The 20888-nt window shown below is 62.2% G+C and carries 19 protein-coding genes; 10 read left to right on the top strand and 9 right to left on the bottom strand.

Annotated elements, in window-relative coordinates; genetic code table 11:
• Positions 1–54: 54 nt before the first annotated feature.
• On the bottom strand, positions 55–642 hold the full coding sequence (locus SPHINGO391_RS15440; RefSeq protein ID WP_152009660.1) for an NnrU family protein: 588 nt from the start codon (positions 640–642) through the stop codon (positions 55–57).
• Between the two features lie 145 nt (positions 643–787).
• Here SPHINGO391_RS15440 and SPHINGO391_RS15445 point away from each other — a divergent pair, with 145 nt between their 5' ends.
• Both SPHINGO391_RS15445 and SPHINGO391_RS15450 read left to right on the top strand, forming a co-directional pair.
• Positions 788–1123 carry a TraR/DksA C4-type zinc finger protein gene (locus SPHINGO391_RS15445; protein WP_152009661.1) on the top strand — a complete coding sequence of 112 codons (336 nt, stop codon included), beginning with the start codon at positions 788–790 and terminating at the stop codon, positions 1121–1123.
• 81 nt (positions 1124–1204) lie between these two features.
• Entirely contained in the window at positions 1205–2233 is a 1029-nt protein-coding gene (locus SPHINGO391_RS15450) for a polysaccharide deacetylase family protein (RefSeq protein ID WP_152009662.1), read from the top strand.
• A 4-nt stretch (positions 2234–2237) separates the two neighbouring features.
• On the opposite strand, the gene SPHINGO391_RS15455 is transcribed toward SPHINGO391_RS15450, so the two are convergent.
• From SPHINGO391_RS15455 to SPHINGO391_RS15465, 3 genes are all read right to left on the bottom strand, one after another.
• Positions 2238–2399 (bottom strand): hypothetical protein, encoded by a 162-nt coding sequence (locus SPHINGO391_RS15455; RefSeq protein WP_193217309.1) that lies wholly within the window; start codon positions 2397–2399, stop codon positions 2238–2240.
• A 30-nt stretch (positions 2400–2429) separates the two neighbouring features.
• Positions 2430–3761 (bottom strand): peptide antibiotic transporter SbmA, encoded by a 1332-nt coding sequence (sbmA, locus tag SPHINGO391_RS15460; RefSeq protein WP_152009663.1) that lies wholly within the window; start codon positions 3759–3761, stop codon positions 2430–2432.
• 170 nt (positions 3762–3931) lie between these two features.
• Positions 3932–5125 carry a YbfB/YjiJ family MFS transporter gene (locus SPHINGO391_RS15465; protein ID WP_152009664.1) on the bottom strand — a complete coding sequence of 398 codons (1194 nt, stop codon included), beginning with the start codon at positions 5123–5125 and terminating at the stop codon, positions 3932–3934.
• A gap of 180 nt (positions 5126–5305) precedes the next feature.
• Here SPHINGO391_RS15465 and SPHINGO391_RS15470 point away from each other — a divergent pair, with 180 nt between their 5' ends.
• From SPHINGO391_RS15470 to xdhC, 5 genes are all read left to right on the top strand, one after another.
• The gene (locus tag SPHINGO391_RS15470) at positions 5306–6079 is read left to right on the top strand and encodes a 3-hydroxybutyrate dehydrogenase (RefSeq protein WP_152009665.1); all 774 of its coding nucleotides are present in this window, start codon (positions 5306–5308) and stop codon (positions 6077–6079) included.
• Positions 6076–7233 (top strand): patatin-like phospholipase family protein, encoded by a 1158-nt coding sequence (locus SPHINGO391_RS15475; protein WP_244615215.1) that lies wholly within the window; start codon positions 6076–6078, stop codon positions 7231–7233. Before SPHINGO391_RS15470 ends, SPHINGO391_RS15475 begins: the two co-directional genes overlap by 4 nt.
• A gap of 99 nt (positions 7234–7332) precedes the next feature.
• Positions 7333–8817 carry a xanthine dehydrogenase small subunit gene (xdhA, locus tag SPHINGO391_RS15480; RefSeq protein WP_152009667.1) on the top strand — a complete coding sequence of 495 codons (1485 nt, stop codon included), beginning with the start codon at positions 7333–7335 and terminating at the stop codon, positions 8815–8817.
• Between the two features lie 2 nt (positions 8818–8819).
• Complete coding sequence (gene xdhB, locus SPHINGO391_RS15485; RefSeq protein WP_152009668.1) at positions 8820–11192, top strand: xanthine dehydrogenase molybdopterin binding subunit; 2373 nt, start codon at positions 8820–8822, stop codon at positions 11190–11192.
• Positions 11192–12022 carry a xanthine dehydrogenase accessory protein XdhC gene (gene xdhC, locus SPHINGO391_RS15490; RefSeq protein WP_152009669.1) on the top strand — a complete coding sequence of 277 codons (831 nt, stop codon included), beginning with the start codon at positions 11192–11194 and terminating at the stop codon, positions 12020–12022. Before xdhB ends, xdhC begins: the two co-directional genes overlap by 1 nt.
• Here xdhC and SPHINGO391_RS15495 read toward each other — a convergent pair.
• A complete protein-coding gene (locus SPHINGO391_RS15495) occupies positions 12007–13623 on the bottom strand; it encodes a GMC family oxidoreductase N-terminal domain-containing protein (protein WP_152009670.1) in 1617 nt (538 codons plus the stop codon). The genes xdhC and SPHINGO391_RS15495 overlap by 16 nt on opposite strands.
• Before the next feature lie 206 nt (positions 13624–13829).
• On the opposite strand from SPHINGO391_RS15495, the gene SPHINGO391_RS15500 reads away from it, so the two are divergent.
• Genes SPHINGO391_RS15500 through SPHINGO391_RS15510 form a run of 3 tightly spaced genes read left to right on the top strand, consistent with a single transcriptional unit; the run spans position 13830 to position 16965 of the window.
• Positions 13830–14306, top strand: coding sequence for a MarR family winged helix-turn-helix transcriptional regulator (locus tag SPHINGO391_RS15500; RefSeq protein ID WP_152009671.1), 477 nt, complete (start codon positions 13830–13832; stop codon positions 14304–14306).
• Positions 14303–15406 carry an HlyD family secretion protein gene (locus SPHINGO391_RS15505; protein WP_152009672.1) on the top strand — a complete coding sequence of 368 codons (1104 nt, stop codon included), beginning with the start codon at positions 14303–14305 and terminating at the stop codon, positions 15404–15406. The genes SPHINGO391_RS15500 and SPHINGO391_RS15505 overlap by 4 nt, the downstream gene beginning before the upstream one ends.
• A gap of 23 nt (positions 15407–15429) precedes the next feature.
• Positions 15430–16965: a DHA2 family efflux MFS transporter permease subunit gene (locus SPHINGO391_RS15510; RefSeq protein ID WP_152009673.1), complete on the top strand. Its 1536-nt coding sequence runs from the start codon at positions 15430–15432 to the stop codon at positions 16963–16965.
• A 22-nt stretch (positions 16966–16987) separates the two neighbouring features.
• Here the strand turns inward: SPHINGO391_RS15510 and SPHINGO391_RS15515 are convergent, their stop codons facing one another.
• From SPHINGO391_RS15515 to SPHINGO391_RS15530, 4 genes are read right to left on the bottom strand one after another with little or no spacing between them, the layout of a single operon-like run.
• Complete coding sequence (locus tag SPHINGO391_RS15515; RefSeq protein WP_152009674.1) at positions 16988–18016, bottom strand: endonuclease/exonuclease/phosphatase family protein; 1029 nt, start codon at positions 18014–18016, stop codon at positions 16988–16990.
• The gene (gene ugpC, locus SPHINGO391_RS15520) at positions 18013–19074 is read right to left on the bottom strand and encodes a sn-glycerol-3-phosphate ABC transporter ATP-binding protein UgpC (protein WP_152009675.1); all 1062 of its coding nucleotides are present in this window, start codon (positions 19072–19074) and stop codon (positions 18013–18015) included. Before ugpC ends, SPHINGO391_RS15515 begins: the two co-directional genes overlap by 4 nt.
• Before the next feature lie 9 nt (positions 19075–19083).
• The gene (gene ugpE / locus SPHINGO391_RS15525) at positions 19084–19968 is read right to left on the bottom strand and encodes a sn-glycerol-3-phosphate ABC transporter permease UgpE (RefSeq protein ID WP_152011589.1); all 885 of its coding nucleotides are present in this window, start codon (positions 19966–19968) and stop codon (positions 19084–19086) included.
• A 19-nt stretch (positions 19969–19987) separates the two neighbouring features.
• Entirely contained in the window at positions 19988–20869 is an 882-nt protein-coding gene (locus tag SPHINGO391_RS15530; RefSeq protein WP_152009676.1) for an ABC transporter permease subunit, read from the bottom strand.
• Between the last annotated feature and the right edge of the window lie 19 nt (positions 20870–20888).

The following is a 20888-nucleotide window of genomic DNA, read 5'->3' on the forward strand; positions in this document are numbered from 1 at the left end:
GGCCTGTGTAAGGGGGTAGGCCACCGAAAGCTTCACGCCACCCGTCCTGTCAGGTCACATTCCGATGATCGGCGGCACCCCGATCAGCAGTTTGTGCAGCACCGCGACGAAAAGCACATAGACCACAAGGCCGCCGACCACGGAGATGATATCCCATTTCACCGGTCCGGCCACGGGATTGCTGGTCAGGCCCGCACGCAGGCGTTTCTTCTCCGAAATCCGGTCGACGACGGCCCATGCGAGAAATCCTCCAAACAACAGTACCGACGCCAGATCGCCATTGACCAGAAGATGCGCCACGGCCCAGATCTTGACGGCGAGCAGCATCGGATGCTTGACGGCGGCCTTGATCCGTCCGGCCGGCACTTGCGAGGCGACAAGGAAAATCATGACTGGCAGCATCAGAAGCGCGACGACGTGGCTCATCCAGGCCGGCGCCACCCAGAACACCACCGGATCCTGCCTTGCGATGCCATAGCCCCATACGAGGATAATGAAACCCAGGATCGAGACAACCGCGTAGATGGCTTTCCAGGCATTCAGACCCCGCCGATCGATTTGCGACTGGCGGAACTCCGGAGCAACGATCCGGACCGAATGAACACCCAAAAACACGACCAGTCCGACAATGAGCCAGATCATTCTTCTTCTCCAATTTCACATTGAGGCTCTCATCAGCCCTGCGGCCGCGACCATAGCCCGGACGGCATTTCATGAGAAGCAGCGAACAAGCGAATTTGTGTCGCGGGTATTTGTCTTGCGGCACAGGCTGGTCCAAGGTGGCGAGATGGAACCGGATCTTGATGCCGCGCGAAGGCGGCTTGATGAAAAGAGGCGCGATCTCGAGCGCATGTCGGCGATGAGCCAGGCGGCGCGTGCCCCGGTCACGCTGGATCAACAGTCGGTCGGCAGGCTGTCGCGCATGGACGCCATGCAGCAGCAAGCCATGGCCGAGGCGCAGGAGCGGGCGCGCAAACTCGATCTGGTGCGCATCGAGATGGCGGAACGGCGGTTGGCAGAAGGTGACTATGGCTGGTGCAGCGATTGCGGCGAAGCCATTCCCGACAAGCGGCTGGAGATCGATCCGATGGCGGAGAAATGCGTTCGCTGCGCCTCCGGTTAGGTCTCATTCATACCAGTGCCTCATTTGAGCGACACAGATCGCGAAGTCGCCTGTCATGCGTAACACCGGATCGCAAGCATCATGAAATCAGCCGTTTCCCGCCCTGCCCTTTCACAAGCAACAAGAGCCGTGTCGGTGACTGTTGCCGTGACAGCCGCTTTGGCTGCGGGGCTGAGCGTCCTGGCAGGCACAGTTGGCCAGGCGTCCGAGCGGCCCGAACAGCTGGTGCTGATTTCGTTTGACGGCGCACACGACAACCGGCTGTGGCGGCGAAGCCTGGAGATGGCCGACCGCAGCGGCGCACGCTTTACCTATTTCCTGTCCTGCACCTTCCTGATGAGCAAGGACGAACGGAAGGCCTATAAGGCGCCCGGTCATTCGGCCGGACGTTCGAATGTCGGTTTTGCCCAAGACACCGCAGATGTGCTCACCCGGCTTGGCCATATCTGGTCCGCCTACCAGTCAGGCCATGAGATCGGCAATCATGGATGCGGGCATTTTGATGGGAAATCCTGGAGCAAGGCGGACTGGATGAGTGAGTTCAACCAGTTCGACGCCGCGCTGGAGAACGCCTGGGCCGGTAACGGCGCTGAACCACCCGCCGGCTGGACCCGGTTTGCCCGCACCGGCATCAAGGGGTTTCGCGCACCTTATCTTTCGACTGGCGAAGGGCTTTACGCGGCGATGCGTGCTCACGGCTTGAGCTATGATGCCAGCGCGGTCTCGAACGGGCCGGTACCGCCCGAGCTCGAGGGGCCGGTGGCGCGCTTCGCGCTGCCCCTGATCCCGGAAGGGCCGCGGCAACGGCCGATCATCGGAATGGATTACAACCTTTTCGTTCGGCATTCCGCCGGTATTGAAACCCCGTCGAAGTCCGAAGAGTTCGAGGCGCGGGCGCTCGATGCGTTCCGCTCGGCCTTCAATGCGCAGTACACCGGAGAACGCCGGCCGCTGCAGCTGGGCTTTCACTTCGTCGAAATGAATGGCGGGGCCTACTGGAACGCTCTCGAACGGTTCGCCAATGAGGTCTGCGGACAGCCGGAGGTCGCCTGTGTGACCTATCAGGAAGCCATGAGGCGGCTGAAGCCTGCGGATGGCTCGGCAAGCTGAGCTGCTAGAGCCGATCATCTTCAGATTTGGTGGACTGGTTCTGGTCGAACTGCTCGTCTTCGCCAGGCCTGGATGCCTTTTCCGCACCGGCGTCGTCAAAATCCTCGCACGATGCGCTGCATCGCGCTTGCGATCTTTCCTCGCTGATAGGAAAAATCCCGTCCATCAGTCCGCTTCCAGCTGAAGGCGGTCGGCTCTAGGGCCGCTTGGGATCTTCCAGCGTCTGCACCGCATCAGGGCCGCCTTCTCCAGGGGACGGATTGGGTATCGGCTGGGCAAACCCACCGCCCTGCCGGGCGAGATAGTTGCGTTCGATCTCATCGAGTTCCTGACCGCGGAAAACGGCTTCGAAAGCGTGCAGGCGCTTGTAGATCGAAATCAGCTCGACGATCGTGGTCCAGGAATTGATCAGGAACTGGAACGAGTTCGACACCTGGCCGAAAGCGGTCAGAATCTGCTGCCAGATGCCGAGCGTGATCTTGCCGGTCACAATGGTCGGCACCAGGAGGATGTGCACGTAGATGTTGTCGGCCTGGAGATAGAAGCCGCGGGCGATGTTGAAGTACATGTAGTGGAAATAGAGCCGGAAATAGTTTTTCCGGACATTCTCGAAAAGCTCGCGCGTTGTCGGCGGCTGCGCGCGCGACGCATCATCCTCGCCATAGACCAGTTCCTTGCGGTAGGCGGCCTCGACGCGCTGGTTGCGGAATTCAAGCCCCGGCAGCTTGATGCCGACCAGCGCCAAAAGGCCGGTGCCGAAGGCCGCCCAGAACAGCAGAGCGATGAACAGCGCATGCGGGATCTCCCCGACCACCGGCAGTTCGGTCACGTACTGCGACAGCGCCCAGAGGATCGGCAGGAACGCCACCAGGGTCATGACCGCGTCGACAAAGGCCACACCGAGGCCCTCCATGATCGAGGCGAAGCGCATGGTGTCTTCCTGCACACGCTGCGAGGCGCCTTCGATGTTGCGGACCCGGGGCCAGCGCTCCATGTAGAAATTGTTCATCGCCGTGCGCCAGCGAAAGACGTAGTGGCTGACGAAAAAACGGGTGACGACAAAGACAGCGGTCGAAATAAAGGCGATCTGGACGAAAATCAGGATCAGGCCGTAGAGATCTGCCTGCGACACCGATCCGTCCCCGGTCAGCGCCTGCTGGAACTGGTCGAAAAACGGGCGGCGCCAGTTGTTGAGAGCGACCGAGACCTGCACGCCGAAATAGGTTGTGAACAGGATGAAGACCGAGCCGAGGATCGACCAGAGCTGCCATTTGTGGGGCGAATAGAAAAACCAGAAGGCTGCAAAGGCCAGCGACCAGACCGTGTAGTAGACATAAAACCAGAGAAAGGACTGGGTGTAGAAATAACTCAGACCGACGATCGGCTCGCCTTCGGGTTCGGGCAGGGCAAAGCCCACCGCCGCGCCCAGCGTATCACCTGCCCCGTACCAGAGAAGAATTCCCAGACCGGCCCAGAGCAGGACCGAGGGGAAGAAGACTTTCGGTTTCGGGAAAAAGGATTCAAACACGGGCGGGATCCTGAACTGTGTCCTGCGGTGCGGGACGTGATTCGTCTTGGGTCGTTGCGATACCTAGGACACCGGGAGAAATACGGCAATCCGGACCCATTAGCGATCACGCCATTGTGCTGAAACCATGGCTTTTGCTTTCACCGGCCGAACGGGGTCCGTGACCGGCGTCAAGCTGTCCGCGGCCGGCAGAAGACGAGCACGATGGCACCCGAGGCGAGCAATCCGGCGGCTGCGGCCAGGCTCGCCCAGGTGTAACTGCCCGACCAGTCTGCCAGGTAACCGGCAACAACCGGGCCGAGGATCTGACCGGTTCCAAAGGCCGCGGTCATCAGCGCCAGCGCCCGGCGCGGGCTTTGCGCGGCCAGTTGCCGGCCGGCCTGCAGGCCGAACGCGGTGACCATGATGAAGGTAGCGCCAAGAAGTACGCCGCCGATCACCGGACCGGCAGGCAGCGGCAGAAGAACACTTGCCGCAACGCCGAGCGCCTCGACGAGGCAGCCAAGCGCGAAGACATTGACAAGGCCGACGCGCCTGACGGCAGGCATCCAGTAGGCCACCGAAGGTGCGGCCGCCAGACCGGTGACCAGCCAGACACCGGCTTCAAACAGCGATGAACCGCCGCCGTCGCGGACAATGGCAACGAGGAAGGTTGCCGTGACGATGTAGCCGAACCCGAAAATTCCGTAGGCCAGGGTCAGCGCAAGCAGTTCCCGGGTCCAGACCAGGGGGGGCTCCTTCTTCGCCGCACCGATGCGCACGACATCTCGCGGCAGGAAGCGGCTCACCACTGCCAGACCCGCGAAAGCCAGCAGTGCCGCCATGATCCATGCCATGCGCCAGCCGCTGTCGGCAAGAATGATCAGGCCGAACATGACGGCGGAGACGGAGATGCCGAAACCGACGCCGCCAAAATGCGTCGACTGGACCCAGGGCCTGCCGGAGGCAAGTCCGTGGGACAGGACGATCGCGGAGGTGAACACCATGACGAAGGCGCTGGCGAGCCCGGCAAGAAAGCGGATGACGGCGAGAACGATGAAATCGCTCGACATGCCCATCGCCAGCAGGAGCAGAGCCGTGGACACCAGCCCGGCCAGGGCCACCTTGCGCTCGATGCCTTCGGCCCAGCCATAGGCGGCCAGAACGGCGCCGAGCAGATAGCCGGCATAATTGGCTGAGGCGATCCACCCGGCCTCGGTCGGCCCGAGCCCCAGCCCCGCCATCATGGCCGGCAGCACCGGAGTGTAGAAGAATCGCCCCAGTCCCATCGCCACGGACATGGCAACCGCACCGGCCAGGGCCGTGGTCAGGATCTGGCGATCCGGACCCGATCCGGTGGCGGAAGACTGAGCTGAGTGAGACATGGGCCAGCGACTGCAAGTGAGGTTTGAAGCGTTACGGCTTCTCCATGAACCCGAACGGCGCGAGAGACAACCCGCAGGCCATGCCATCAACGGATTATCCGCTCCGGTAAGCGAAACTTGATTGGAACTTCCGGCTTTCATGCTTATTTGTGCATTGCAACAATCTGAAAGGACGGATCCATGAAAACCGTGATCATCAGCGGCTCCACCAGCGGCATCGGCCTGGGAATCGCCGAAAGCTTTGCGCTGGCGGGACACAATGTGATTCTCAACGGGCTTGGCAAGTCCGAGGAAATCGAGGCAACCCGGGCGCGGTTAGCTGCCCTTGGCGCAGGCGAGGTCATTTTCCACGGCGCCAACATGCTCGAACCCGAGGAAATCGCCGACCTGGTGGCCTCGACGGAGAAGGCGTTCGGGTCTGTCGACGTGATCGTGCCGAACGCGGGCATCCAGCATGTCGAGAAGATAGAGGACTTTCCGGTCGCCAAATGGGACGCGATCATCGGCATCAATCTGAGCTCCGCCTTCCACCTGATCCGTGCGGCGATGCCGGGCATGAAGAAGAACGGCTTTGGCCGGATCATCGCCATCGCATCCGCGCACGGGCTGGTCGCCTCGCCCTACAAGAGCGCCTATGTGGCGGCCAAGCACGGCGTTCTGGGGCTGATCAAGACCGTGGCACTCGAGGGCGCCGAGTTCGGCATCACCGCCAACGCCATCTGCCCGGGCTATGTCGAGACACCGCTTGTTTCGGGCCAGATCGCCGACACCGCCAAGGCGCGCAACATGAGCGAAGAGGAGGTCATCAACGAGGTGATCCTGAAGGCGCAACCAACCAAGCAATTCGTGCAGGTGGGCCAGATTGCGGCGCTCGCCAATTACCTCGTTTCGGACCAGGCCGCCCAGATCACCGGCGCCGCACTGCCGATGGACGGCGGATGGACAGCGCAATGAGCGTCCGGAAACCGGCCGTGAGGGCGAAATCCGCTCACGCAGCTGGAGCCAAGACAAATGGCATTCGCCGGATCAATCTGGCGCTGCAGGGCGGGGGCGCGCATGGCGCCTTCACCTGGGGCGTGATCGACCGGCTGCTGGATGAGCCCGACATCGAGTTCGAAGGGCTGTCGGGCACCAGCGCCGGTGCTGTGAACGCAGTTGTGCTGGCGCACGGGCTGATGGAAGGCGGACGCATCGGCGGCCAGGCGGCGCTTGAGGATTTCTGGCGCCGGTCCAGCCGCGGAGGCTCGGTCTGGTCGCCGGTCAACGCCCTGCCGCAAGGGGTGATTCCCGGCATGGAGTTTCTCTCGGCCGCGACCTACGCTGCGTTCGACACCATGACACGCACCTTCTCGCCCTATGAATTCAACCCTTTCGACGTCAACCCGCTGCATGACCTTCTGTCGGAGAGCGTCGATTTCGATGCAATGCACCAACACTGTGATACCAAGCTGTTCATCAGCGCCACCAATGTGCGCAGCGGTAGGGTGCGGGTCTTCGAAACCCCGGAGGTCAGCGCGGACGTTGTGATGGCGTCAGCCTGCCTGCCATTCCTGTTCAAGGCAGTCGAGATCGACGGCGATCATTACTGGGATGGCGGTTACGTCGGCAATCCGGCGCTGTTTCCGTTCTTCTACAATTGCGAAAGCCGGGATGTGATGATTGTTCACATCAATCCGATGGAGCGCGACGAGGTGCCGAAGACGGCACCGGACATTCTCAACAGGATCAACGAGATCTCGTTCAATTCGTCGCTGCTTGACGAGATGCGCGCGATCAACTTCGTCACCCGCCTGATCGAACAGGACTGGCTCAAGGACGAGTACAAGAACCGCCTGCGCCACATCCTGGTGCATTCGGTGCGAGCCGACGAGGCCCTGCTCGATCTTCCGGTGTCCTCGAAGTTCGACGTCCGCTGGTCGTTCCTCACCGATCTGCGCGATCGCGGGCGGCTCGAGGCGGACAGATGGCTCGAAGCCAACCGGGACGCGCTTGGCAAGAAGTCGACCGTCGACCTCGAAAGCCAGTATCTGGGGCTGCCCGGCCCGCGCAGGAAGGATGGCAGTCAGACGCGGGATGCCCCCGCCTTGGCTGAAAGTGGCAGCGATTGACCGGCTTTGCCTGAAACTGTTGCATGCGCTTATCGCTCTTTCGCAGAGCACCGGACTGGGTTAGTTTTTGTCCAATTGGTTCAAAATCACAGAGGTGACATGGCTCACACCGACCGCACATCGATCCGCTTCCGGCTCAATGACCAGACGGTCGAGCTTGCCGGGTTTGCGCCCGACCTGACGCTGCTCGACTGGCTCAGGCTCGACCGGCGGCTGACCGGCACCAAGGAAGGCTGCGCCGAGGGTGATTGCGGTGCCTGCACCGTGCTCGTCGGCCGGATCGACAACGGGCTGCTGAGCTATGAAACGGTGAATGCCTGCATCCGGCTGGTCGGTTCGCTCGACGCCACGCATGTGGTCACGGTGGAGTATCTCAACCGCCCCGATGGCGAGTTGAGCGCCGTGCAGCAGGCGATGGTGGACAATCACGGTTCGCAATGCGGCTTCTGCACGCCGGGCATCGTTGCCTCGCTGCATGCGCTGTGGCTTGCCGAGCCCAATCCGTCGGAGGCCGACATCGAGCGTCAGCTTCAGGGAAACCTGTGCCGGTGCACCGGCTACGAGCCGATCGTCAAGGCGGCGATCGCTGCCGCTGCCACGATTCCCGATGCCGACAATGACCGGCTTGTGGCGGCCTATGACGCGACCACCGAAGCGCTTGCAGGCTTTGCCGATGGCGCGAGCGTGACCATCGAACACGAGCGGGGCACGAGCTTCGTGCCTGGCGATCTTGACGATCTGGCTGCCCTTTACGCAGCGCATCCAAAGGCAACCATCGTGGCGGGTTCGACCGATGTCGGGCTATGGGTGACCAAGCACATGCGTGACATTTCTCCGGTGATCCACATCGGTCACCTTGAGGAACTCAAGCAGATCTCGATCAATGACGCGGGCATCACGCTGGGTGCCGGGGTCTCCTATACTTCAGCGCGCGGCGCCCTTGTGTCGCTGTTCCCGCAGATGGCCGAATTGTGGGACCGGATCGGCGGCGAGCAGGTGCGCAACATGGGCACGGTCGGCGGCAACATCGCCAACGGCTCGCCGATCGGCGACACGCCGCCGCCCTTGATCGCGCTTGGTGCTTCGGTGACGCTGCGCAAGGGCTCAAGCCGCCGCACGCTTCCGCTTGCCGATTTCTTCATCGAATATGGCAAGCAGGACCGCCAGCCGGGCGAGTTTGTCGAGAGCATCTTCGTGCCGGCGCTTGCGGAAGACGCCTTTTTCGCGGTCTACAAGATCTCCAAGCGCCGCGACGAGGACATTTCGGCGCTGTGCGGCGCTTTCCACGTCGTCACCGACGCCGAGGGCGTGGTCGGCTCGGCACGGATTGCCTTTGGCGGCATGGCAGGCACGCCCAAGCGGGCGGCGGCGATAGAGGCGGCGCTGACCGGCCAGCCATGGAGCTGGGACACGATCCAGGCGGCGCGGCTGGCGCTTGCCGATGACTACCAGCCGCTGTCGGACTGGCGGGCAAGTGCGGACTACCGCATGCTGACGGCGCAGAACCTGATGATCCGGTTTTTCCTCGAGACCTGCGGCGCTCCGGCGCGCATCGAACGCCATCCGGCACTAGCGGAGGCATGAAAATGGACACTTCCACTCCCCGCAGCCGGACCGAAATTTCAGGCGGCGCGCATGTGTCGCGCAAACATGATTCCGCCCACAAGCATGTCACCGGCAGCGCCGATTACATCGACGACATGGCCGAACCCACGGGCACGCTACACGGCTATCTCGGCCTGACCGACCGGGCGCATGCAACCATCACCTCGCTCGATCTCGATGCGGTCCGCGCCTCGGAAGGCGTGGTGGCCGTTCTGACCAGCGCCGATGTGCCGGGCGTCAACGACATTTCGCCCAGCGGCCGCAACGACGAGCCGGTGCTTGCCGAAGGAAAGGTGCTGTTTCACGGTCAACCCGTGTTTGCCGTCATCGCCGAAAGTCGGGAACTGGCGCGCCGTGCTGCCAAGAAGGCCGTGATCGGTTACGGGGACCTACCACATGTCACCGACGTGCGCGCGGCCATGGAAGCAGACTACCCGCTGGTCACCGACCCGCTGAAGCTCGAGCGCGGCGATATCGAGGCGGGGCTTGCCGCAGCACCCAAGCGGCTCAAGGGCGAGATGCGGATCGGCGGGCAGGACCATTTCTATCTCGAAGGCCACATAGCCTTCGCCATTCCCGGCGAGGATGACGAGGTCACCGTCTGGTCTTCGACGCAGCATCCGAGCGAGGTGCAGCACATGGTGGCACATGCGCTCGGCACGGTGTCGAACGCGGTCACCGTGCAGGTGCGGCGCATGGGCGGCGGCTTCGGCGGCAAGGAAACCCAGTCCAATCAGTTCGCAGCCATCGCCGCGATCGCGGCCAAGAAACAGAACCGTCCGGTAAAGATCCGGCCGGACCGCGACGACGACATGATCATCACCGGCAAGCGGCACGATTTCGTCGTCGACTACGATGTCGGCTATGACGAGGCCGGCGTCATCCATGCGGTCGACGCGACATTTGCTGCGCGTTGCGGCTTTTCCTCCGACCTGTCGGGGCCGGTCACCGACCGGGCGCTGTTTCATGCCGACAACTGCTATTTCTACCAGGATGTGCGGCTTGTCTCGAAACCGATGATGACCAACACGGTCTCCAACACCGCGTTCCGCGGCTTCGGCGGACCGCAGGGCATGCTCGGCGGCGAGCGGATGATCGAGGACGTCGCCTATGCGCTGGGCCGCGACCCGCTCGAAATCCGCAAGGCCAATTTCTATGGCGGCGAAGGCCGCAACGTCACGCCCTACCACCAGACGGTCGAAGACAACATCATCGGCCGGATCGTCGAGGAGCTGGAAACCTCCTCGGACTACCAGGCGCGGCGGGCCGAGATCATCGATTTCAACGAGAACAGCCCGGTGATCCGCCGCGGCATCGCGCTGACGCCGGTGAAGTTCGGGATCTCGTTCACCGCCACCTGGTACAATCAGGCCGGCGCCCTGGTGCATGTCTACCAGGACGGATCGATCCATCTCAATCACGGCGGCACCGAGATGGGCCAGGGGCTCAACACCAAGGTGGCGCAGGTGCTGGCGGAGGAATTCCAGGTCGATCTCGACACGATCCGGATCACCGCCACCACCACCGGCAAGGTGCCCAACACCTCGGCGACAGCGGCATCGTCCGGCACCGATCTCAACGGCATGGCGGCGGCCAATGCGGCGCAGCAGATCAAGACCCGGCTGGTGGCCTTCGCATCGGAGAAATTCAGCATTTCGGCCGAGCAGGTGGAGTTCATCCCCAACCATGTGCGCATCGGCAACGAGCTGATGGCCTTCGGCGACTTCATCAAGCTCGCCTACCAGGCAAGAATTCAGCTTTCGGCGGCGGGCTTTTACAAGACGCCAGACATTCACTGGGACCGCGCCAGCGGCAAGGGCCGGCCGTTCTACTATTTCGCCTATGGTGCTGCGGTGTCGGAAGTCTCGGTCGACACGCTGACAGGCGAATACCAGGTCGACCGGGTCGACGTGCTGCACGATACCGGGCGCTCGCTCAACCCGGCGCTGGATATCGGCCAGATCGAAGGCGCCTTCGTGCAGGGCATGGGCTGGCTGACGACGGAAGAATTGTGGTGGGACGACAAGGGCCGGCTTCGCACCCATGCGCCGTCGACCTACAAGATCCCGCTCGCTTCCGACCGGCCGAAGATCTTCAATGTGAGGCTCGCCGACTGGGCCGAGAACCGCGAACCGACGATAAGGCGTTCGAAGGCCGTCGGCGAGCCGCCGTTCATGCTGCCGATCTCGGTGCTGGAAGCGCTCGGCATGGCGGTTGCCTCTATCGCCGACTACCAGGTTTCGCCAAAACTCGATGCACCGGCAACGCCGGAGCGGGTGCTGATGGCCGTGGAGCGGCTGAAGGCGCTTGTGGCGGATGCCGGGATGCCGGGAGAGGACGGGGCGGACGCCTGATGGCGCGGCTTGAGGCCTATCGGGATTTTGCCGCAACACTGACGCAGGCCGGGTTCGTGCTGGTCCGGGTGGTCGAAGCCAAGGGATCGACACCGCGCAATACCGATGCCTGGATGCTGGTTTCCCACGGCAGCTGTTTCGGCACCATCGGCGGCGGCCGGCTCGAACTCGAGGCCATCGACCGGGCGCGCGAAGTACTGGCGGGCGCCGCGGCCCAGCCGATGGCGCTGCCGCTGGGACCGGCGATCGGGCAATGCTGCGGCGGGCATGTGACGCTGTCGTTCGAAGTGATCCCCCCTGCCCGGTTCGGCGAGATCGAGGCCATGGCCAGGGCCGAGGACGCAAGCGATCCCGAGGTCTGGCTGTTCGGCGGCGGCCATGTCGGCCGGGCGCTGGCCAATGCGCTGCTGCTGTTGCCGGTCAAGGTGCATGTGGCGGAGACACGGACGGAGGAGCTGGATCTCACGCCAGAGGGCGCGGAACGGCATCTCACCGCCCTGCCCGAAAGCCTGGTCAAGAGCATCGCGCCCGGAAGCGCGGTGATCGTGCTGACCCATGACCACGCACTGGATTTCCTGATCGTCTCGGCGGCGCTCAAGCGGGATGACCTGGCCCAGGTCGGCATGATCGGCTCGGACACCAAGCGGGCGACATTCGAGCATCAGTATGTCCGCGAGGGCGGCGACACCGCGCAGCTTTCGAAGCTGGTCTGCCCGATCGGCTACAAGATCGCCGACAAGCGGCCCGAGGTGATCGCCGCCACGGTTGCGGCGGAGATCATTATGGCGCTCGCGGACTGGCGCGCGAACACGTCTCAGGCATTGTCCTGAAGCACAATCTCCGACGCCCGCCATCCCGTGGCGATGGCGGCGGCATTTGTGTTGCCGGTGACGATGTTGGGAAAGATCGAGCAATCGACCACGCGCAGGCCCTCAAGCCCGTGGACGCGCAGTCTCGCGTCGACAACCGATGTCGTCGGGTCCGGGCCCATGCGGCAGGTGGCGACCGGATGATAGACCGTGCCGGAGCGGTGGCGGATATCGTCAATGAGCGCTTCGTCGGAGGCGATGTCCGGCCCCGGCAGCAATTCCGCCTCTATGCAATCGGCGAGTGGTCTGGCGGCTGCCATGGCGCGCACGATCTTGCTGGTCGCCAGCATCTCGGCGACATCCTCTTCGTGAGAAAGCGCGTTGGGGGTAATGCGCGGCGCCTCAGACGGATCGGATGATCGGATCATGATCTCGCCCCTGCTCTTCGGCCGGCAGTTGGACCAGCCGATTGAGAAACCCGGCCACGGGTCGGGGCTGAGGATCGGGCGCTCGCCCGGTCGCGGAATGACCGTCGAGAAGGCCTGGAAATAGAGTTGCATGTTGGGCCGCACGCGATCAGGCGATGTGCGGATGAAGCCGCCGGCCTGGTTGAGGCTGACTGACAGCGGGCCGTCGCGGAGCAACAAATAGTGCAGGCCTGCCGAGAGTTTGCCCCACCAGGGACCGAGCTGCTGGTTGATGGTCGGACAGTTGGCGCGATAGGTGTAGTTGATACCGATATGGTCCTCAAGATTGCGCCCCACATTCGGGTTGTCGATGCGGACATTGATGCCGAGATCCTTCAAGTGCCGGGCGGGCCCGATGCCTGCGAGCTGCAGGAGCTGCGGCGAGTTGACCGATCCGCCGCTGAGGATCACCTCGCGACCGGCGCTGACCGTCTGCTTCCTGCCCTTGCGAGTGTAGGTGACACCGGTCACGCGGCCACCGTCAAACGTCAGGCCCGTCACCTGCGCGCCGGTGATCACCCTGAGATTGGGCCGCTTCATCGCCGGCCGCAGGAAGGCCCGTGCCGCCGACAGGCGGCGGCCGCCATGAATGGTGAATTCGAACAGGCCCACACCCTCCTGGCTTTCGCCGTTGAAATCGGGATTGAGCGGCAGGCCGAGGGCCTGCGCCGATTCAAACCACTTGCGGGTCAGGTGATGGGTCGTCTTGCCGGGAACGAAGAGATTGAGCGGGCCCTTGCGACCGCGCAGGCTGTCATCGCCGACGATCGCGCATTCGACATCGCGGAAGGCTGAACACATCTCGTCAGCACCCCAGCCGGGATTGCCGGCGTCGCGCCAGTCGTCGAAATCAGCACGGTGCCCGCGCACCCAGACCATGGCGTTGATGGAGGAGGAGCCGCCCAGCACCCGGCCGCGCGGCCAGTGATCAACATTGCCGGCGAGCCCCTTATCGGGCTCGGCACGGTACATCCAGTTGACCTTCGGATCGAAGAAGGTCTTGCCATAGCCAAGCGGCATCTGCACGAAAAAGCGGCGGTCGTCGCCTCCGGCCTCAAGAACCAGGACCTTGTGACGGCCCGACGCGGAAAGACGCTCGGCCATGACACAACCGGATGAACCGGCGCCGATGATGATAAAATCCGGGTTGTCCATGGATTGCTCTCGGGATGCTCTTGGATTGCTTCGGGGGTGGCCGGTTGATGCGCAAGCGTTGTCACATTTGCCTGCGACGTTCAATGGATTTACAACGCCACCGGCTGGCTGAGGTGCGACATTCGATCAAGCCATGGACGCAGTGTTCACACAGTTGCCGCGACGATGCGCTTGTTTAATAAGCATGCTTATAATATATTGAGCTTATGAAAAAAACGGCAATCGATCAATTGGGATTCCTGATCCACGACGTGGGTCGGCTCTTGCGCAGAAATTTCGAGAAGCGCGGCCAGGAACATGGCCTATCCTCGGCGCAGTGGCGGCTGCTGGTGCGGGTGGTGCGCGAACAGAACCCCACCCAGGCCCGGCTGGCGGAACTGATGGAAATCGAGCCGATCAGCGTTTCGCGGCTGGTCGACCGGATGGAACAGGGCGGATGGGTGAAGCGCTGCGCGCATGAAACCGACCGACGGATCAACCGGGTGGTTCCCACCGACAAGAGCCTCGCCGCCTATTCGACCATCAAGGCGGTTGCGGCGGATGTGTTTGAAGAAGCCCTGACCGGCGTGGGCGAGGACCAGCGCCAGGCGCTGATGTCGGCACTGGTCGTGATGGTCAACAATCTTTCCTCGGACGAGACAGCAACGACATCTTCCAACGTCGAGAAGCAGGCGGAATCATGAGCACTCAGGCAAATCCGACCGAAACACCTGCGCAACTGGCAAAGGCAAACAAACCTTCCAGGCTTCGCCGCAACGTGCTGATGCTGCTGGTGCCCTGCCTGCTCATCGCCGGCGGCCTGTATGCCTGGATCACCGGCGGACGCTATGAGGAAACCGAAAACGCCAACATGCGGCTGGCACGGATCACGATTGCCAGCGAGATCGCGGGGCGCGTGGTCAGTGTCAACGTCGCGGAAAATGTCTCTGTCCAAAAGGGTGACGTGCTTTTCCAGGTCGATCCCCAACCATTGCAGATCGCACTCGACCAGGCCGATGCCGCGGTTGAAAGCGCCCGGCTGCAAGTCATCGAACTCAAGGCCGGCTACAGCCAGGCGCTGACCCAGGAACAGATCGCCGCCGACGATGCCGCCTTCTATCAGGATACATTCGACCGGCAAAAGGCGCTGACCGCCAAGGGCGTGGCGACGAACTCTTCGCTGGACGACGCCCGCCACACCGCCCAGAAAGCCGCACAGGGCCTCGTTGCCGCAAAGCAGGCGGTTGCGACCGCACAAGCCGCACTGGCCGACAGCCTGGATGGCGCAATCGATGATCACCCGTTGGTGGTGGCGGCAAAGGCCGCGCGCAACAAGGCCGCCTACAATCTTTCGGTTGCCACGGTGCGGGCGCCGGCGGACGGGCTGGTTTACCAGGCCTCGTCCTTCAGGGCCGGCGAGTATGTCACCCCCGGCGCATCGCTGTTTACCATTGTCGAGACGACAGATCCCTGGATCGATGCAAACTTCAAGGAACCGCAGCTGGCGCACATGAAGCCCGATCAGCCGGCGAAAGTGGTGTTCGACCTTTACCCGAATCGGACATTCAAGGCGAAGGTGGATTCGATCGGCGCGGGCACTGGAGCGGAATTCTCGCTGTTGCCGGCACAGAACGCCACCGGCAACTGGGTCAAGGTCACGCAACGCATTCCTGTCAGGATCAAGCTCGACAATTCCGAAGCGAGGATCCTTGCGCGTTCCGGTTTGAGCGCCACCGTGACCGTGGACACCGGGGCAAGCCGCAGTTTCGGTGACCTGTTCAGCAGCGCAAGGGCTTCCGAGTAGGCCGGCACCGGGAAACCGAGACAATGAGCATGACCGACGAACCCGGGCACAGAGTGCCGCATCGGGGCCTGATCACGGTTTCGATCATGCTCGCGACAATCATGCAGGTGCTCGACACGACGATTGCCAATGTGGCGTTGCCGGCGATGACCGGCGATCTCGACGCGTCGCAGGATACCATCACCTGGGTGCTGACGTCCTATATCGTGGCCGCTGCGATCATGACTCCGGTGACCGGATGGCTGGCTGACCGGTTCGGCCGGCGACAATTGTTCCTGACCACGATTGTCGGCTTCACGGCCACCTCGATGGCCTGCGGGCTGGCGCCGAGCCTCGAAACGATGGTGTTGTTCCGCATTCTCCAGGGGCTGTTCGGCGCGGCCATCGTACCGCTGTCTCAGACATTCCTGCTCGACATCAATCCGAAGGAGCGCCACGGCCAGGCCATGGCGATCTGGGGTGCGGGCATCATGGTCGGCCCGATCATCGGCCCGACGCTCGGCGGCTGGCTGACCGAAGCGTTGAACTGGCGCTGGGTGTTCTTCATCAACCTGCCGGTCGGCATCATCGCCTTCATGGGCTGCGCCGCCCATCTGCCGGAAGTCGCCCGGCGGCTGCGCCGGTTCGATTTCTTCGGCTTCGCCATGCTGTCGCTCGGCGTCGGTGCGTTGCAGCTGATGCTCGACCGCGGCGGTGAAGTGGACTGGTTCTCGGCCTGGGAAATCTGGATCGAGCTGGGGTTGGCGATCACCGGCATCTGGATCTTCACGGTGCACCTGGCCACGGCCCACGATCCCTTCGTTGACCCGAAGATCTTCGCCGACCGCAACTTCGTGACCGGGCTGGTGCTGATCTTCATCGTCGGCATCGTGCTGCTGGCGAGCCTGGCGCTGCTGCCACCGATGCTGTCGCACGTCTTCGGCTACTCGACGATCACCACCGGACTGGTGATGGCGCCGCGTGGGGTGGGCACCATGATCTCGATGATCCTGGTCGGGCGCCTGCTGCGTGTCGTCGATGCGCGCTACCTTGTGATTGCCGGGCTGCTGCTGACCTCGAGCTCACTCTACCTGATGACCGGCTTTTCGCCGCAAATGGACAGCTGGCCGGTGATCTCCACCGGGGTCATTCAGGGGCTGGGGCTGGGCCTGGTGTTCGTGCCGCTGTCGACCGTGGCCTTCGCTACGCTTGAGGTTCACTACCGCACCGATGCTGCCAGCCTGTTCAGCCTGGTGCGCAATCTGGGATCCTCGATCGGCATCTCGGTGGTGACGCTGTACCTGACGCGCAATGTCCAGATCAATCACCAGGAACTCGGCGCCTTTATCAATCCGTTCAATCCGGTTCTGCGCGACCTGCTCGCGGGGCCGGTCACCGATCCGGCGATGCTGCAAACGCTTGATGGGCTGGTCAACCAGCAGGCCCTGATGATTTCCTACAACAATGATTTCAAGCTGATGATGATGGTGACATTGTTTGCCATTCCGCTGGCACTGCTCCTGCGCAAACCCAGAGCCGTCCAAGCAGGAACGACGCCGACCGCCGCCCATATGGATTGAGGATTGTCGCCGCGGCGACCGATCAGGGGATGGCAAAATGGCCGACGATCAGTTCGTGATCCGACAGCGGTTCACCATTGGGATCAAGCGCCGGCACAATCCGGGCGCCATCCATCGACAAACCGCGTGACGCGAACCAGTCAAGCTTCATCGACCGCGTCGGATGAGGCGTCAGATAGCTGCGCCGGGTGGTCATGCCCTCGGCATTGTTGTCCCAGGAAAATCCATGCACACGGGCAACATCGAACAGGCTTTCATCTTGCCAGTGAGGGCTGTCCTTGCTGTTGCCGGTGTTGAGGTCGCCTCCAATGATCACAGGGTGGTCGGGCGCAAACTTTTCAACGGCATCGATCAACCGTTCCATCTGCGCGCCGCGGTGGGCGGAATCCGCATTGCTTTCCAGATGAACGGAGACGACGCAAAGATTGCCGGTGCCGGCCGGGAGAATGGTGGCGATGGCCATTCTTCCGCCGATGCGTGGCTGGTTCCGGTCCCAGGCGAAGGGGCCGTCGATGTACCAATGTCCGTGGTCATCCAGACGGATCAGGACCGAGGAGACCGGCGCCGCCCGGCTCAGGACAGCGTTGCCGTGCCAGCCGATCCGGTTGCCTGAATCTACGCAGTAAGGGCGTTCGGTTTCACCGCCGAGGCCGATCTCGAAGAACTCCACACCATAGGAGTAATGCATGCCCAGGGCAGCGGCCAGTTCGGCGGTGGGATGGCGCTGCCCGGTGCGCGCCATGCCGCAATCCATTTCCGTAAGCAGCACGACATCCGGAGTCTGACCGGCCAGCAGCGCGGCGCTCTTTTCTGGGAACAGGCACCGCTCCAGGTTCCAGGCGGCAACGGTGAAGACCTGCGGGACGGTGGCGTCAGTCGCGGCGCCGCCGGTTTCGACCATGCTCATCGCCGGAATGTCGGCCATGAAGGCGCGATGCATGTCGGTGGTGCGCGGCGCGGTCAGGATCGCCTCGCGCTGCTCGGGCGTGACACGGGGCAACACATCGACCGTGCTGGTGTGAAAGCCCGCCCGATCACCGAGCGCGTTCACAACCGGGCTCCGGTTGCCGGATCAAACATCAAAAGCGCCGACTTCGGCAGATCGACATAGACCTCATCGGAAGGGATCGGGTCGGTATGGGGGATATGGACGATCAGTCCGCTTTCCCCGACCTTGCCGTGAAGCAGCCGCCCGGCGCCAAGTTCCTCGACGAACTCGAGATCGAACCGCAGGGCGTCGGGGTGGGAGGCGCCGACGATGCCGACATTCTCGGGCCTTACGCCAAGCCTGATGTCACCCGAATAGTTCGCCTGGCCTGGGGCCTCGATGTGCACGGTTTCGGAAAGATGCACCCGGCCATTGCCGTTGTAGCGGGCCGGCAACAGGTTCATCGGCGGTGCGCCCATGAAGCTGGCGACGAAGGTGCTGGCGGGCTGGTGATAGACTTCCGCCGGGGTGCCGATCTGCTCGATCCGACCACCATTGAGAACGATGATGCGATCGGCCATTGTCATGGCCTCGACCTGGTCATGGGTCACGTAGACCGAAGTGACCCCGAGCCGGCGCTGCAGAGCCTTGATCTCGATGCGCATCTGTCCGCGAAGCTTGGCATCAAGGTTCGATAGCGGTTCATCGAACAGGAACAGCGAAGGGCTACGCACGATGGCACGGCCCATGGCAACGCGCTGGCGTTGCCCGCCTGAGAGCTGGCTGGGACGCCGCTCGAGATATTCGGTGAGATTGAGCATGGTTGCCGCCTCCTTCACCGCCTTGTCGATCTCGGTCTTGCCCATGCCGCGATTGCGCAGGCCGTAGGCCATGTTGTTGTAGACGGTCATGTGCGGGTAGAGCGCATAGTTCTGGAACACCATGGCGATGTCGCGTTCGGCGGGATCGATGTCATTGACCACCCGCCCGGCGATCGAGAGGTCGCCCTCGGTGATCTCCTCCAGCCCTGCCATCATGCGCAGCAATGTGGACTTGCCACAGCCCGAGGGACCGACGAGAACAATGAACTCGCCCTTTTCAATGTTGAAGCTTGTCGGCTGAACCGCACGGACGCCGTTCGGATAGACTTTCGAAATGCTCTCGAGCGAAACGTGGACCATGGGAAACCTCTATTTGTCTGATTCAACCAGTCCCTTGACAAACCAGGACTGGAAAATGACGACCACCAGGACCGGTGGCAGGATGGCGATGATGGCCAGAGCCAGGGCGCGCCCATATTCAGGAACGTTGGCGCCATCCAGATTCTGGATGATCTGCTTAATCCCGCGGACGAGGGTGAAAAGCGATTCATCGGTGGTGATCAAGGTGGGCCAGAGATACTGGTTCCAGCCATAGACGAACATGATGATGAAGATCGCCGCAACCATTGTCCGCGACAGCGGAACCAGGATGTCGATGAAGAACTTCACCGGTCCTGCACCATCTATCCGAGCGGCTTCGACGAGCTCTTCGGGAACCGACAGAAAAAACTGCCGGAAGAAGAAGGTCGCCGTGGCTGAGGCGACCAGAGGCAGGATCAGGCCCGTGTAGGTGTTGGCGAGCCCCAGACCCTGGACCACTTCGTAAGTGGGAAGGATCCGCACCTCGAGCGGCAGCAGCAGCGTGGTAAAAATAATCCAGAAGGCGAAGGTGGCAAACCGGAGCCGGAAATAAACGATCGCATAGGCCGCCGTCATTCCGATCAGGATCTTGCCCAAAGCGAACCCTATGCCGAGGATGAACGAATTGATCAGCATGCTCGAACCGGTGATTTCTCCGGTGAACCCGCCCTTGAGGAAAAGGGCCTTGTCAAAATTTTCGGCCATATGCGGGCCAAGCGAAAGGTTAAGTCCCTCCCGGTAGATCTCCACGTCACTGATGCTTGTCGAGATGAAAACAGCAAAGACAGGAAGTATCATCATCAGCGATCCGGCAATCAGGATCGCATGATCGATCACCACAGACCACCGCACCGGTCTTCCGGTGCGAGCGACTGTTCTGTCCGTATCAGTCATAACAGCCATTGTTGATATCCTACGTGTAGTGAATCCGGCGATCGATAAGCCGGAACTGGAATACGGTCAGCAAAAGCACAAGGACCATCAGGATAACCGATTGAGCCGAGGAGCCACCGAGATCATTGCCTCGGAATCCATCGACATAAACCTTGTAGACCAGCGTCATCGGATTGTTGCCGGGCTCGCCTTTGACCAGGGTGTCTACGGTGCCGAATGTGTCGAACAACGAATAGGTGATGTTGATGACCAGAAGGAAGAATGCCGTCGGCGCCAACAGCGGAAAGGTCACGTCCCAGAACCGGCGAACGCCAGACCTGTTGTCGATCATCGCCGCCTCCTTGACCGACTGCGGGATGGATTGAAGCCCCGAGAGGAAAAAGATGAAATTGACCGGGATCTGGTTCCAAGCCGCGACCACGACCATGGCCAGGGCAGTGTCGTTGAAATTCACGCCAAGCTTGAACTCCCAGCCGAACAGGGCAAGAAACTCCGTGATCGGCCCGGTGCCCTGGTTGAACATCATCACGCCCATGAATCCCGCCACCGGCGGCGCAACCGCGTAGACCCACATCAGCAGCGTGCGATAGGTACGGGCGCCGCGGATCACCTTGTCTGCCTTGACGGCAAGCAGCAGCGCGATCGACAGTGAAAGGAACGTCACGAGCAGCGAGAAAACCACAGTGAAAACGGCAACCTTCCGGTATTCGGCGGATGACAGAAGCCCGGTGTAGTTTTCGAGGGCAACAAAGGTCGAGCCAAAGCCGAACGGATCCTGCAGATAAAAAGACGAGTAAATTGCAAAAACGGCAGGCCAGTAGAAAAAGACGGCAATGATGATGAGCTGTGGAAGCAGCAGCATTACTGGCAACCCAAGCTGATTGAAACCGGCGCGCTTCATGGCGGCATCCCCTAAAGAT

This window comes from Hoeflea sp. EC-HK425 (assembly GCF_902498795.1).
Taxonomy (GTDB): domain Bacteria; phylum Pseudomonadota; class Alphaproteobacteria; order Rhizobiales; family Rhizobiaceae; genus Hoeflea; species Hoeflea alexandrii.